The organism is Streptomyces davaonensis JCM 4913 (genome assembly GCF_000349325.1).
Taxonomy (GTDB): Bacteria; Actinomycetota; Actinomycetes; order Streptomycetales; family Streptomycetaceae; genus Streptomyces; species Streptomyces davaonensis.
On sequence record NC_020504.1, the window covers coordinates 6,235,745 to 6,248,970 of the forward strand.

Annotated in this window: 12 protein-coding genes and 1 tRNA gene; 8 read left to right on the forward strand and 5 right to left on the reverse strand. The window is 71.0% G+C overall.

Features of this window, described 5'->3' with window-relative positions; all coding sequences use genetic code 11:
* Nucleotides 1-145 precede the first annotated feature (145 nt).
* Together BN159_RS27685 and BN159_RS27690 are read right to left on the reverse strand one after the other, a co-directional pair.
* Entirely contained in the window at nucleotides 146-1,105 is a 960-nt protein-coding gene (locus BN159_RS27685; protein WP_015660315.1) for a D-2-hydroxyacid dehydrogenase family protein, read from the reverse strand.
* Nucleotides 1,106-1,281: 176 nt separating this feature from the next.
* Nucleotides 1,282-1,357: transfer RNA gene (locus BN159_RS27690), tRNA-Arg, on the reverse strand.
* Nucleotides 1,358-1,677: 320 nt separating this feature from the next.
* Here BN159_RS27690 and BN159_RS27695 point away from each other — a divergent pair.
* The 4 genes from BN159_RS27695 (at nucleotide 1,678) to BN159_RS27710 (ending at nucleotide 7,462) form a co-directional block, all read left to right on the forward strand.
* The gene (locus tag BN159_RS27695; RefSeq protein ID WP_015660316.1) at nucleotides 1,678-3,285 is read left to right on the forward strand and encodes a dynamin family protein; all 1,608 of its coding nucleotides are present in this window, start codon (nucleotides 1,678-1,680) and stop codon (nucleotides 3,283-3,285) included.
* Between the two features lie 3 nt (nucleotides 3,286-3,288).
* A complete protein-coding gene (locus BN159_RS27700; protein WP_015660317.1) occupies nucleotides 3,289-5,160 on the forward strand; it encodes a YfjP family GTPase in 1,872 nt (623 codons plus the stop codon).
* Nucleotides 5,161-5,332: 172 nt separating this feature from the next.
* Nucleotides 5,333-5,788, forward strand: a complete 456-nt coding sequence (locus BN159_RS27705; RefSeq protein WP_015660318.1) for a single-stranded DNA-binding protein — start codon at nucleotides 5,333-5,335, stop codon at nucleotides 5,786-5,788.
* 264 nt (nucleotides 5,789-6,052) lie between these two features.
* Nucleotides 6,053-7,462 (forward strand): Cys-Gln thioester bond-forming surface protein, encoded by a 1,410-nt coding sequence (locus tag BN159_RS27710; RefSeq protein WP_015660319.1) that lies wholly within the window; start codon nucleotides 6,053-6,055, stop codon nucleotides 7,460-7,462.
* Between the two features lie 33 nt (nucleotides 7,463-7,495).
* Here the strand turns inward: BN159_RS27710 and BN159_RS27715 are convergent, their stop codons facing one another.
* Entirely contained in the window at nucleotides 7,496-8,254 is a 759-nt protein-coding gene (locus BN159_RS27715) for a DUF6928 family protein (protein WP_015660320.1), read from the reverse strand.
* Between the two features lie 77 nt (nucleotides 8,255-8,331).
* Nucleotides 8,332-8,829 (reverse strand): HAD domain-containing protein, encoded by a 498-nt coding sequence (locus BN159_RS27720; RefSeq protein WP_015660321.1) that lies wholly within the window; start codon nucleotides 8,827-8,829, stop codon nucleotides 8,332-8,334.
* A gap of 139 nt (nucleotides 8,830-8,968) precedes the next feature.
* On the opposite strand from BN159_RS27720, the gene ettA reads away from it, so the two are divergent.
* Genes ettA through BN159_RS27735 form a run of 3 tightly spaced genes read left to right on the forward strand, consistent with a single transcriptional unit; the run spans nucleotide 8,969 to nucleotide 11,724 of the window.
* The gene (ettA, locus tag BN159_RS27725; RefSeq protein WP_015660322.1) at nucleotides 8,969-10,633 is read left to right on the forward strand and encodes an energy-dependent translational throttle protein EttA; all 1,665 of its coding nucleotides are present in this window, start codon (nucleotides 8,969-8,971) and stop codon (nucleotides 10,631-10,633) included.
* Between the two features lie 9 nt (nucleotides 10,634-10,642).
* A complete protein-coding gene (locus BN159_RS27730; RefSeq protein WP_015660323.1) occupies nucleotides 10,643-11,056 on the forward strand; it encodes an acyl-CoA thioesterase in 414 nt (137 codons plus the stop codon).
* Complete coding sequence (locus tag BN159_RS27735; protein WP_015660324.1) at nucleotides 11,053-11,724, forward strand: hypothetical protein; 672 nt, start codon at nucleotides 11,053-11,055, stop codon at nucleotides 11,722-11,724. The genes BN159_RS27730 and BN159_RS27735 overlap by 4 nt, the downstream gene beginning before the upstream one ends.
* A 19-nt stretch (nucleotides 11,725-11,743) precedes the next feature.
* Here BN159_RS27735 and BN159_RS27740 read toward each other — a convergent pair whose 3' ends face one another.
* A complete protein-coding gene (locus BN159_RS27740) occupies nucleotides 11,744-12,148 on the reverse strand; it encodes a globin (protein WP_015660325.1) in 405 nt (134 codons plus the stop codon).
* A 93-nt stretch (nucleotides 12,149-12,241) separates the two neighbouring features.
* Here BN159_RS27740 and BN159_RS27745 point away from each other — a divergent pair, with 93 nt between their 5' ends.
* A complete protein-coding gene (locus tag BN159_RS27745; RefSeq protein WP_015660326.1) occupies nucleotides 12,242-13,225 on the forward strand; it encodes a methyltransferase domain-containing protein in 984 nt (327 codons plus the stop codon).
* The last annotated feature ends 1 nt before the right edge of the window (nucleotide 13,226 follow it).

Sequence of the window (13,226 nt, forward strand, 5' to 3'; positions counted from 1 at the left end):
TGACTCGGTGAGCTCGGCGGCGGCAGTTCGCGCCGCCGCACTTCCCCTACAACGCCGGTGATCGCGGGGGGTCACGCCGAACCGGCCGGGATCACCCCCGGCGTTGAGCCGAGCGGGGGTGTGGCGCGTGGTGTGGCGGTGAGTGTCAGGGGAGCTGTCGCAGGGGTGAGCCCGCGAGGTAGGCCCTGATGTTCTCGACCGCCTGGCCGTAGTAGGTGCGGTAGTTGGCCTGGGAGACATAGCCGAGGTGCGGGGTGGCCAGGAGGCGGGGCGCGGTGCGCATCGGGTGGTCGGCGGGGAGCGGCTCGGTGTCGAACACGTCCACGGCCGCGCCCGCGATCCGGCCCGCGTGCAGGGCGGCGAGCAGGGCGTCCTGGTCGACGATGGCCGCGCGGGAGGTGTTGACCAGGTAGGCGGTGGGCTTGAGGAGGGCGAGTTCGGGGGCGCCGAGCAGACCGCGGGTGCGGTCACCGAGGGCGAGATGGACGGAGACGAAGTCGCTGGTGGTGAGTAGGTCCTCGTTGCTCGCGGCCTTCTCGACGCCCACCTCCGCAGCGCGTTCCTCGGTGAGGTTCTGGCTCCACGCGCTGACGTGCATACCGAAGGCGAGGCCGACCTGGGCGACCCGGGCGCCGATCTTGCCGAGGCCGAGCAGGCCCAGCCGTCGGCCGTGCAGATCGGCGCCGACGGTGGACTGCCAGGGACCGTTGGAGCGCAGGGCGGCGCTCTCCTCGACGAGGCCGCGGGCCAGGCCCAGCAGCAGCGCCCAGGTCAGTTCCACCGGCGGGGTCGAGGAGCTGGCCGTACCGCAGACCGTGACGCCGTGTGCCTCGGCGGCGCCGTAGTCGATGACGCTGTTGCGCATGCCGGAGGCGATGAGCAGCCGCAGCCGGGGCAGGCGGGCGAACAGGGAGGCGGGGAAGGGGACTCGCTCGCGCAGGGTGACTACGATGTCGAACTCGGCGAGCGCCGCGGCGAGGGCGTCCTGGTCGGCGAAATGAAAGCCGAAGGAGACCACCTCGATGTCCTCGGCGATCGACGACCAGTCCACGAGCCCGGTCGCGACCTGCTGGAAGTCGTCGAGCACGGCACAGCGCAGCGGCACGGTGAAGTCCTTTCGGCGGAGCGGGGGTTGTCGACCTTACGCCGCCGGCGGGTGGGGTGGTTCGGGGGTGGTTCGGGGGTCTTCGCAGATGAGCGACCCGCTGGACGATCGTGAACACCGAGCCGATGCACCTGCTCTGACCAGCAAAAAAGCCCTCCCGGAGGAGAGCTGAGAGATGGCGCCCCCGGCAGGACTCGAACCTGCGGCCAAGCGCTTAGAAGGCGCCTGCTCTATCCACTGAGCTACGGGGGCCGGTGTGGTGGCCTCTGTCGTGGTGCCCGGGTGTGGGCTGATCCGTGACGTTGCCGGGGACAAGGATAGGGCTCCCGGGTCCATGTCCCTGTTGCTTCGCCTCCGTGGCTCGATGTGGAGGTTCAGTGAAGCGGTCCTGATAATCGCAGGCAGGTACGAATCGTGCACCGCTTTTGCCGCCTGGCGCACCTGGTGTTGTGCACTCGTTATGCCTGGACTGTGCCCTTGTCCCGGTCGTCCCTTCCGTCCCTTGTGTTCCGTCGGCACGCAGACATGCTCATATGCTTCAGAATTCCCCTAAAATTGGGCATTCTTCGCATGTGGTGACCTTGGACGTACGGCCTCAGCTGATCGACGCCCTCTCCGCTCTGCGCGACCGTGTCGCAGCCGCACGCTTTCCGCTTCCCTTGACAGGGGCGCCACGCGCGCGTGCCAACCGCGACGAACTGCTCGCCCAGCTCGACGACTACTTGGTGCCCCGGTTGAGAGAACCTGAAGCGCCCTTGCTGGCCGTCGTGGGCGGTTCCACCGGCGCCGGCAAGTCGACGCTGGTCAACTCCCTGGTGGGCAGACGGGTCAGCGAGGCGGGCGTGCTGCGCCCCACGACACGCACACCGGTGCTCGTATGCCATCCGGAGGATCATCACTGGTTCAGCGGGATGCGCGTACTGCCCGACCTCACGCGGGTGTGGGTGCCCCAGCACGACCCCGCCGACGATCTGCTGATGCCCGGCGAGGACCCCACGCGCGTGCTGCGCGTCGAGACCGCCGAAACGCTCCCGCGCGGGCTCGCACTCCTCGACGCGCCCGACATCGACTCCCTGGTCGCCGACAACCGCACCCTCGCCGCCGAACTGATCTGCGCCGCCGACATCTGGATCATGGTCACCACGGCCGCCCGTTACGCCGACGCCGTCCCCTGGCACCTGCTGCGCACCGCCAAGGAGTACGACGTCACCCTCGTCACCGTCCTCGACCGCGTGCCCCACCAGGTCGTCTCCGAGGTCTCCCGGCAGTACGGCGCCCTGCTCACCAAGGCCGGACTCGGCCACGTCCCCCGCTTCACCGTCCCCGAGCTGCCCGAGTCGGCCTGGGGCGGCGGACTGCTGCCCGCCACCGCCGTGGCACCGCTGCGCACCTGGCTCGTCCACCAGGCCCAGGACCCGGCCGCCCGCCAGCACGTCATGGCCCGCACGGCCTACGGCGTCCTGGACTCCCTCAAGGCCCGGATGCCCGAGCTGGCCAGCGCCGCCGCCGCCCAGTACGCAGCGGCCCTGCGGCTGACGACGGCCGTGGACGGGGCGTACGACAGCGAGCACACGCGCGTGCGGGGCCGTCTCCAGTCCGGTGCCGTCCTCGCGGGCGACGCCCTCAAGCGCTGGCGCGCCTTCCCCCTCGACTGCTCGGCCGGAGAGCTCCTGGAGGCCCTCACGGAGAGCCTCGCCGCCCTCCTGCTGTGTGCCGTCACGGCCGCCGACGAGCGCGTGGACGAGGCCTGGCGCCGCGAACCGGCGGCGGACGCCCCCACCCTCCAGGACCGCGACCGCGCCCTGGAGTCCGCCGAGCACCGCATCGGTCTGGCCGTACGGCGCTGGCGGCGCGAGCTGGAGGAGTTCGCCGAGGACGAGGTGCGCGAGCTGGAGCGGGGCGCGGCGCCCGACCCCGAGACGGTCTCCGCCCTGGTCGCCACCGCGCTCCTGGGCGGCCGTAGAGCGCGCTCCGCGGGCGAGGGGCTCGCCGAGCGGCTCGGCGCCCATGGCGCGCTGCGGCTGCGCGACCGGGGCGGGCGGCTGCTCGCCGACCACCTGGACCGTGTCATGCACACCGAACGCGAACGCCGCCTCGCCCCCCTGGACGCGCTCGACGTCCACCCCGAGCCACAGGCCGAACTCATCGCCGCGCTGTCCGTACTTCAGAAGGAGAGGTGACCGGTGACCGCCGTCACTGACCAGGACCACGACCACGGGCACACGGAACCCACCGAGGGCGAGGACGGGGTTCCGGAGGAGGCCGAGCCGGAGGAGGGATCCGACGAGGAGCACGCGCGCGTGGAGGCCGACGAGCCCGCGCCCCCGGAGGGCGAGGAACCCGCGGAGTCCGGGCGGCCGGGCTGGGACGACGGGCTGATCGCGCGGCGGGTGAACGAGACCGCCGTGGAAGAGCAGCAGGTTCCCGCCGTGGAGAGTCGGGCGTCCACCCCGCGTACGGCGGCGCCCCTGGCGTACGACGGCGCCCTGCGCTCGCGGCTCGACGCGCTGCGGGAACTGGTCGGGCTGTCCCGCACCCGTCTGGACAGCCGTACCCTCGCCGAGGCGGGACGGGTGCTCGACGAGGCCTCCACGCGGCGCAGACTCTCCGGCCGGCACACCGTGGTCGCCATCGCGGGCGCCACCGGCAGCGGCAAGTCGCAGCTGTTCAACGCGCTGGCCGGGGTGACGATCTCCGAGACGGGCGTCCGCCGCCCCACCACCGCCGCGCCCATCGCGTGCAGTTGGAGCGACGGCGCGGCCGGTCTCATCGACCGGCTCGGCATCCCGCCCCGGCTGCGCCGCCGCCCCGCCCAGCACACGGACGCCGAGGGACAGCTGAGCGGACTCGTCCTGGTCGACCTGCCCGACCACGACTCCGCGGCCGTGCAGCACCGCGAGCAGGTGGACCGGGTGCTGGACCTCGTCGACGCCGTCATCTGGGTCGTGGACCCCGAGAAGTACGCGGACGCCGTGCTCCACGAGCGCTATCTGCGGCCCATGGCGGGCCACGCCGAGATCATGTTCGTCGTCCTCAACCAGATCGACCGGCTCCCCGGAGAGGCCACCGAACAGGTTCTCGACGATCTGCGGCGACTGCTCGACGAGGACGGCATCGCGCTCGGCGAGTACGACGAACCGGGCGCGACCGTGCTCGCGCTGTCCGCGCTCACCGGCGACGGGGTCGGCGAACTGCGCGAGACACTCGGCCAGTTCGTGACGGAGCGCGGGGCCGCCGCGCGCCGGATCTCCGCCGACGTGGACGCCGCGGGATGGCGGTTGCGCCCCGTCTACGCCACCTCCCGTGGCGCCGGGCTGAGCGAGGAGGCCCGCGACGAGTTCGCCGACCGCCTCGCGGACGCCGTCGGCGCCACCGCGGCCGGGGAGGCCGCCGAGCGCGCCTGGCTGCGCAACGCCAACCGCGCCTGCGGCACACCCTGGCTACGGCTGTGGCGGTGGTACCAGGACCGGCTCGAACCCCCCACCGGACGGCTCCCGTTGCGAGCCCAGGCGGACGAGGAGGCCACCGCGCGCCAGCGCGTGGAGCAGGCGGTGCGCACGGTTGCCGAGCGGGCCTCCGCCGGGCTGCCGTCGCCCTGGGCGCAGGCGGTGCGCGAGGCCGCCGTGCGCGGCTCGCAGGGGTTGCCCGAGGCACTGGACGACCTGGCGGCGCGGGCGGGCCTGCCGCCGGGGCGGCCGCCGCGGCCGGGCTGGTGGCCGGCGGCCGTGCTGGTGCAGGCGTCAATGACGCTGCTCCAAGTGGTGGGCGGACTGTGGCTGGTGGGCCAGATCGTGGGCGTGATGTCACCCAACCTGGGCGTGCCGGTGCTGCTGATGGTGGCGGGCATCATCGGCGGGCCGCTGGTGGAGTGGGGCTGTCGGATGGCGGCGCGGGGACCGGCCCGTCGGTACGGCTCGGACGCGGAGAGACGGTTGCGGGAGGCGGCCGCCGGGTGCGGGCGGGCCCGGGTGCTGGATCCGGTGGCGGCGGAGCTGCTGCGGTACCGGGAGGTGCGGGAGCAGTACGGGAAGGTCATGGGAGTGGGCGTGGGGTGACGGCGCAGGGCTTGGCCCCTTGGCGGAACTCCTCGTTCGGGTGGCGAGGTTGTTCACAGGCACAGAACTGATCCACAGCGCTCGGCGGGTCCGGCCCGGCGGATGCAGTCTGGCTTCGCAGCAGACGCAGCCGTACGGGACGGGCCCGTCGGCGTATCAGGGAGGGTGCACGATGAACGAGACGATCGTCTCCGTGGTGGGGAACGTGGCCACACAGCCGGTGTACCGCGAGGTCGCGACGGGATCGTCGGCGCGGTTCCGGCTGGCGGTGACCGCGCGCTATCTGGACCGTGAGAAGAACGAGTGGACGGACGGGCACACCAACTTCTTCACGGTGTGGGCCAATCGGCAGCTCGCCACCAACGCGGCGGCGTCGCTGACCGTCGGCGACCCCGTCCTGGTGCAGGGCAGGCTGAAGGTCCGCTCGGAGGTGCGCGAGCAGCAGACGTGGACCTCGGCCGACATCGAGGCGGTGGCGATCGGCCATGACCTGGCACGGGGTACGTCCGTCTTCCGCCGCCCGGGCAGGCCGGAACCGGTGGTCAGCGGCCCGCCCCAGCGCCCGGAACCGGAATGGGAGACGCCGCAGGCCGCCCAACAGACGCCGGAGCCAGCAGTGGTGACGTGACCTCAGCCACCCACGCTGCCCCCATGCCCGAACTGTGGCTTATCGGCGTACTCACGTCCTCACACCCCGGGTGGATTTGTCGATAAGCCCTGTTCGCGGGGGTTTCCGCGATAACGATTCCGAGTCGGATCGCTTGTCCTGCGGGATCCCTGGGAAGCGTGGTGCGCCCGGTCCTTAGGATGCCGAACAAGGCTCTCGGGGCTTGTAGTTCTGCTGGCGGGACCGTACCCCCACGTCAACGGGTCCCGCTCGAAGGGGAATTCTGTGCTTTCTTCTTTCTCCGCGCTGTCCGGGCGCGGGCGAGAGGCGGCCCGGCTCGCCGCCGCGACGCTGGTGTCCGGCCTGCTCACCGCCGGTGTGCTGGCGGCCGGTGCCGGCCCGGCCGCCGCGGACGGCGGGACGCGGAACCAGGGCGGGGCGACGGCCACGATAGGCGGCCTGAAGACCTACGGCGCTGCCGTCATCCACAGCGAGGCCGGGGACCAGGAGATCTCGGCGGGCCTGTTCGAGATGTCCGTCGAGGGCGGCGGCACGCTTCAGACGTACTGCGTGGATCTGTTCAACCCCACGCAGAAGGACGCCAAGTACCACGAGACCCCGTGGAGCGGGACCTCGCTCGGCGTCAACGAGAACTCCGGGAAGATCCGTTGGATCCTCCAGAACTCCTACCCGCAGGTGAACGACCTGGCGGCGCTCGCCCAGAAGGCGGGCCTGCGGGGCGGCCTCAGCGAGCAGGACGCGGCGGCGGGCACGCAGGTGGCCGTGTGGCGGTACTCGGACGACGCGGACGTCGACGCGGTGGACCCGCAGGCCGAGCAGCTCGCCGACTACCTGGAGCGCAGCGCCCGGGATCTGGCCGAACCTCAGGCTTCCCTGACCCTCGACCCACCCGCGCTCTCCGGGCACCCCGGCGAGCGGCTCGGGCCGGTGACCGTGCGTACGGGCGCGGACGCGGTGACGGTGACCCCGCCCGCGGCGATGAGCGGCGTGCGGATCGTCGACAAGAAGGGCAAGCCGGTCACCGCCACGACCGACGGCGGCCAGATCTGGTTCGACGTGCCCGAGGACACGCCGGACGGCACCGCCGAGCTGACCGTGCAGGCGTCCACGACCGTGCCGGTGGGCCGCGCCTTCACCTCCGAGAGCCGCAGTCAGACGCAGATCCTGGCCGGCTCCAGCGAGTCGACGGTCTCCGCGACGGCGAGCGCGACGTGGGCGAAGCAGGGGGCGATACCGGCGCTGTCCGCGACGAAGAACTGCGCCAAGGGCGGCGTGGACATCACGGCGGCCAACGAGGGCGACGAGCCGTTCACCTTCGAACTCCTGGGCACGGACTACACGATCGCCCCGTCCGGAACCCGCACGGTCACGATCCCCCTCCAGGAGGACCAGGCCTACGACTTCACCATCGAAGGCCCCGGCACCCTCACCCAGCGCTTCACCGGCGTCCTGGACTGCCTGACCCAGGCGGCAGAAGCCGACAACACCACGACCCAGACACTCACGGACCCCAGCCCCGCCTCGGTGGGCGGCACCTCCCCCGACACCAACCTCGCCGAAACGGGCAGCTCCAACGCGACCCCGGTCATCGCAGGCGTCGCCATCGGCCTGGTTCTGCTGGGCGGAGCCACCCTCGTGTTCCTCCGCACCCGCAAGACGCGTGACGGGGAATGAGCCCTGGCTGATCCGATGCCCGAGCGCCGTTACCTAGAGGCCGTCGCGTTCGGTCAGTGAGCCATCAGGGCCCAGCGTGTAGACGCGCGGTGGGCCCATGGCTTCCACGGCTCTGCGCAGAGCCGCTTCCTGCTCCGCGGGATCAGGCCCGTACGGGTCCCGCACACGGAATCCGTGCAGCTTGATGGCGTCGGCGTCGATGTCGTCGGGGTCGGGACGGCCCTCCACGACGAAACCGCAGAGTGCGCGGAGCGCGTCCTCGCCCAGGTCCAAGGGATGGAAGGGGAGGGGGTACGGCTCTTCTTCCTCGCCGGGCCAGGGGACGATGTCGGCCGGGCGGTCTCCGGCCCAGTACGGCTGCTCGAAGGGGAGCGGTTCGCCGATGTTCTCGATGATGCCGCTGTCCGGAGACAGGCTCAGGGAGCGGACCAGGCGCCCGTCCTCCCACACGGCGAAGGCCAGCCAGTCGACGACACTGTGCATGGCGTGCAGCACGAGACGCCGCCCGGCGCTCGCCGCCACCACGTGTTCCGGGAGCTGGGAAGGGGCGTCGATCATCACGCTCTGATCGCCGATGACCTCCACCCCCGGCCAACTGGCGGCGTACACCGTCCCCTTCGGCGGGTACACGCCGTCCCCGAGATTCGAGCCCCCGCACGTCTCGATCTCACAGCCCGGACGGAGTCGCCCGACCATCGTGGCCGTCCGATCAAGATCCGCCGCTCGCACCCCACGCAGCAGCCCCGGCACGTCGCCGTCGGCATACACCAGCAGCCCCGTCTTGGCTCCCATGGCGCCCCTCCCCAGAGTGCTGCCCTTTGATGACAGACGCACCGTAACCGCAGGCACTGACAGCAAGTGTTCGGTGCTCACCCCGGCGCGACGCCGCGGAGCCAACCGGCGAGCGCGGTGAAGTCGGCCTTTTCAAGACCCTTCGTCGGGGCTACACGATGGAGGAGCGCCGGGCCGGGGTGGGCGGCGGCCACCCATTGGCGGTCCATGGCACTGATCTCGTCGTCGACCCAGATGAACGGCCGGCCGGCGGCCCACTCGACGAGGGGCCGGGTCTTCCAGTGCAGGCCGCGTGGGCCGAGCTCGGGGGCGGTCTCCGGGCAAGCGAGCACAGGTAGCTGCGGCAGCCCGAGGTGCGGGGCGACGACCTCGTTCGCCTCCTCCATCCAGGTCGTGGCCCAGACGAGATCGCAGCCCAGGCTCAGCAGGCGCGCTCCCACCCCGGGGTCGAGCCGCCCCACCAGCGGGTTTCCCTGATCGGCGACCGACTGCGTGTGACCGGACGCCGACCCGAACGGAATGAGTGGACCATCGACATCGAGGAAGAGAAGGGGGCGGTTCCCTACGCCGGTCATATCGGCACTGTAGTCGTGGGCAGTCGAAAACCCCAGGTCAGAGCCGCCCGAGCTAACGGGTTTCCGCCCAAGGGTGGCGGTACGGCAAGATGGGGTGTATCTGCCCACTGCCAGATTTCAAGCTGCCGGACGGTTTCTCTTGGCTGAGTTCATTTACACCATGCGCAAGGCGCGCAAGGCGCACGGCGACAAGGTGATCCTCGATGACGTCACCCTGAACTTCCTCCCCGGGGCGAAGATCGGCGTCGTCGGCCCGAACGGCGCCGGTAAGTCGACCGTGCTGAAGATCATGGCGGGGCTGGAGCAGCCGTCCAACGGTGACGCCTTCATCTCGCCCGGTTACAGCGTCGGCATCCTGATGCAGGAGCCCACGCTGAACGAGGAGAAGACCGTCCTGGAGAACGTCCAGGAGGGTGTCGCCGAGGTCAAGGGCAAGCTCGACCGGTTCAACGAGATCGCCGAGCTGATGGCCACCGACTACTCCGACGCGCTGCTCGACGAGATGGGCAAGCTCCAGGAGGACCTGGACCACGCCAACGCCTGGGACCTCGACGCCCAGCTCGAGCAGGCCATGGACGCCCTCGGCTGCCCGCCCGGCGACTGGGGCGTCAGCAAGCTCTCCGGTGGTGAGAAGCGGCGTGTGGCGCTGTGCAAGCTGCTGCTGGAAGCTCCCGACCTGCTGCTCCTCGACGAGCCCACCAACCACCTCGACGCCGAGTCGGTGAACTGGCTGGAGCAGCACCTCGCCAAGTACGCGGGCACCGTGGTCGCCATCACTCACGACCGGTACTTCCTCGACAACGTCGCCCAGTGGATCCTCGAGCTGGACCGCGGGCGCGCCTACCCGTACGAGGGCAACTACTCCACGTACCTGGAGACCAAGCAGACCCGTCTCAAGGTCGAGGGGCAGAAGGACGCCAAGCGGGCGAAGCGGCTCAAGGAAGAGCTCGAGTGGGTCCGCTCCAACGCCAAGGGGCGCCAGGCCAAGTCGAAGGCCCGTCTCGCGCGGTACGAGGAGATGGCCGCCGAGGCCGAGAAGATGCGGAAGCTGGACTTCGAGGAGATCCAGATCCCGCCGGGCCCGCGGCTCGGCAGCATCGTCGTCGAGGTCAACAACCTCAACAAGGCCTTCGGGGAGAAGGTCCTCATCGATGACCTGAGCTTCACGTTGCCGCGTAACGGCATCGTCGGGGTCATCGGGCCCAACGGCGCCGGCAAGACCACCCTCTTCAAGATGATCCAGGGTCTCGAAGAGCCCGACTCCGGGTCCATCAAGGTCGGCGAGACCGTCAAGATCTCCTACGTCGACCAGAGCCGCGAGAACATCGATCCCAAGAAGACCCTCTGGGCCGTGGTCTCCGATGAGCTCGACTACATCAATGTCGGGCAGGTCGAGATGCCGTCGCGGGCGTACGTGTCCGCCTTCGGCTTCAAGGGCCCGGACCAGCAGAAGCCCGCCGGCGTCCTCTCCGGCGGTGAGCGCAACCGGCTCAACCTCGCGCTCACCCTCAAGCAGGGCGGCAACCTGCTGCTCCTCGACGAGCCGACCAACGACCTCGACGTCGAGACGCTCTCCAGCCTGGAGAACGCTCTGCTCGAGTTCCCCGGCTGCGCCGTCGTCGTCTCCCACGACCGGTGGTTCCTGGACCGGGTCGCCACGCACATCCTCGCCTACGAGGGTGACTCCAAGTGGTTCTGGTTCGAGGGCAACTTCGAGTCCTACGAGAAGAACAAGATCGAGCGGCTGGGGCCGGACGCCGCCCGCCCGCACCGTGCCACCTACAAGAAGCTGACCCGGGGCTGATCGAAGCAGATGCGCCACATCTACCGCTGCCCACTGCGCTGGGCGGACATGGACGCGTACGGCCACGTCAACAACGTGGTCTTCCTCCGGTACCTGGAGGAAGCCCGTATCGACTTCCTGTTCCGCCCGGACAAGGATTTCCAGCAGGGGTCCGTGGTGGCGCGCCATGAGATCGACTACAAGCGGCAGCTCGTGCACCGGCACCACCCGGTGGACATCGAGCTGTGGGTCACCGAGATAAGGGCCGCGTCCTTCACCATCACCTACGAGGTGAAGGACGAGGACCTGGTGTACGTCCGTGCCTCGACCGTCATAGTGCCGTTCGACTTCGAGGCGCAGCGGCCCCGCCGAATCACCTCCGAGGAACGGGAGTTCCTCCAGGAGTACACGGACGATGACGAGGAGGAGGCCGTCGCCGCATGACGGTGCTCCATCTCGCGGAGGAGGGGGAGGCGGCCGATCTCGCCGCCTTCCTCTCGCGGCTGCTGCACTACGACCGCGGTGCCGCGGTCCGTCTCCAGGCGGCTGGTACCGCGCTCGCCGTCTTCGGGCGGCCGCCGTCCTTCGAGGTGCTGGCGATCCGCACGGCACGGCTGGCGAAGCCGTACGAGGACGGCCTTGAGGTCGGCCTGGACCGGACCGTGTCCGCCGGTGAACTGCTGGAGGCGGTGGACGAGTCCGCGGCCACGGCCGTCGTCCCGGATGCCGTCACCGGTCCGCCCTGGGCCGGGGTGCTGCCCCCGCGCAGCGGCTGGACCCCCGAGCCGGGGCTGCCCGCCCCCGACGCACTGCGCGCCATGGTCGGCGCCGCGGTCGCCGAATTCCGGGCCCGCACCGAGGAACTGGCCCCTGAGGGCCGTACGCGCGCCGAACTCGACCGGATCGGGCGGGAGATCTGGTCCCGGACCGTCGGCGACACCCCCCTGCCGGTCCGTGCCGTGCACGCGGCGCAGTCCCTGGGCTTCCTGCGGGCCACCGGGGAACCGGCGCTGTTCTCGGCGGCCGCCTGGCTGCGCCTGCGCACGCCGTACGGATCGATCGCCGTACGCAGGGCCGGGCTCGGGGTGATCGGCGTCAGCGTCACCCGCTGATCCGCGGGCCGCAGAGCGCTCAGCCCTGGGTGTTCACCATCGACGCCGCCGCGTACGTCAGGTAGCTCCACAGCGTGTGCGCGTGCTCCTCGGAGAGGCCGAGGTCGTCCACCGCGTCCCGCATGTGCTTCAGCCACGCGTCATGGGCCGCCTGGTCGACGGTGAACGGGGCGTGGCGCATCCGCAGGCGGGGGTGGCCGCGGTTCTCGCTGTACGTCGTCGGGCCGCCCCAGTACTGGATCAGGAACAGCGTCAGGCGCTCCTCGGCGGGGCCCAGGTCCTCCTCGGGGTACATGGGCCGCAGGAGCGGGTCCTCGGCCACGCCCTGGTAGAAACGGTGGACCAGGCGGCGGAAGGTCTCCTCCCCGCCGACCTGCTCGTAGAAGGTCTGCTCCTGAAGCGTGCCGCGCCGAATCTCATTCACCCTCCCATGGTCTCAGACGCCGAGACCCAGGACTTGGGACTTAGGTCCCTCCCGGCACTCGCCCCGTGCGGCGGCGCGCAGGACAGTGGAAGCATGAGCGCCCACGCTCTCGACAAGGACCTCGACGACCTCGCCGCCACGGCGCGGGCCGAACTCGTGCGCGAGATCGACCGCAGCGGCGCCTGGGCCGAGGACCCGGTGTGGAGAGAGGTGTTCGCCGCCGTACCGCGCCATCTCTTCGTGCCCTACTACTACGTCGGCGCCGTCGGCGGATACGAGCGCCGCTGGGGCGAGAGCCCCGCCCCCGGCGCGCGGGAGAGCTGGCTGCGCGGCGCCTACGCCGACGTACCGCTGGCCACCAGGATGCGCGACGGCGAGCTGCTCTCCTCCAGCAGCCAGCCCTCGCTCATGGCGATGATGCTGGTCGCGCTGGACGTGCGGGACGGGGACCGGGTGCTGGAGATCGGCGCCGGGACCGGATGGAACGCCGCCCTGCTCGCCCGGCGGCTCGGCGACGACGATCTGGTCACCACCATGGATCTGGAGCCGGAGATCACCGAGTCGGCCACCCGGCATCTGGTTGCCGCCGGGTACCACCCCGTCGTCCTGACCGGCGACGGCGCCCGTGGCGCCCCGGAACGCGGGCCCTACGACCGGATCATCGCGACCTGCACGCTGTCGTCCGTCCCGCGCGCCTGGCTCGCCCAGTGCCGGTCCGGCGCCCGGATCCTGACGCCCATGGCCACCGGGCTTGTCGCGCTGACCGTGCAGGACGCCGAGCACGCCGAGGGCCGCTTCCTGGCCACGCCCGCCTACTTCGTGCCCCTGCGCGGCGGCGACCGCCCCGAGCCCGAACCGGCGCCCCTCGGCGGAGTGCCCCGCCCGGCCCGCGACCACGAGCTGTTCCGCTTCCTGCTGGCGCTCAGCCGCGACAGCCTGGACCCGCAGGAGGCGTACGCGCTGTGGCACCGCGAGGGCGCACCCCAGCGCAGCCGCTACGGCATCACCGTCCGCGGCGAGAGCGAATGGGCCTGGCTGGACGATCCGGAGGGGCCGTACTCCTGGCCCCTCCGGTGAT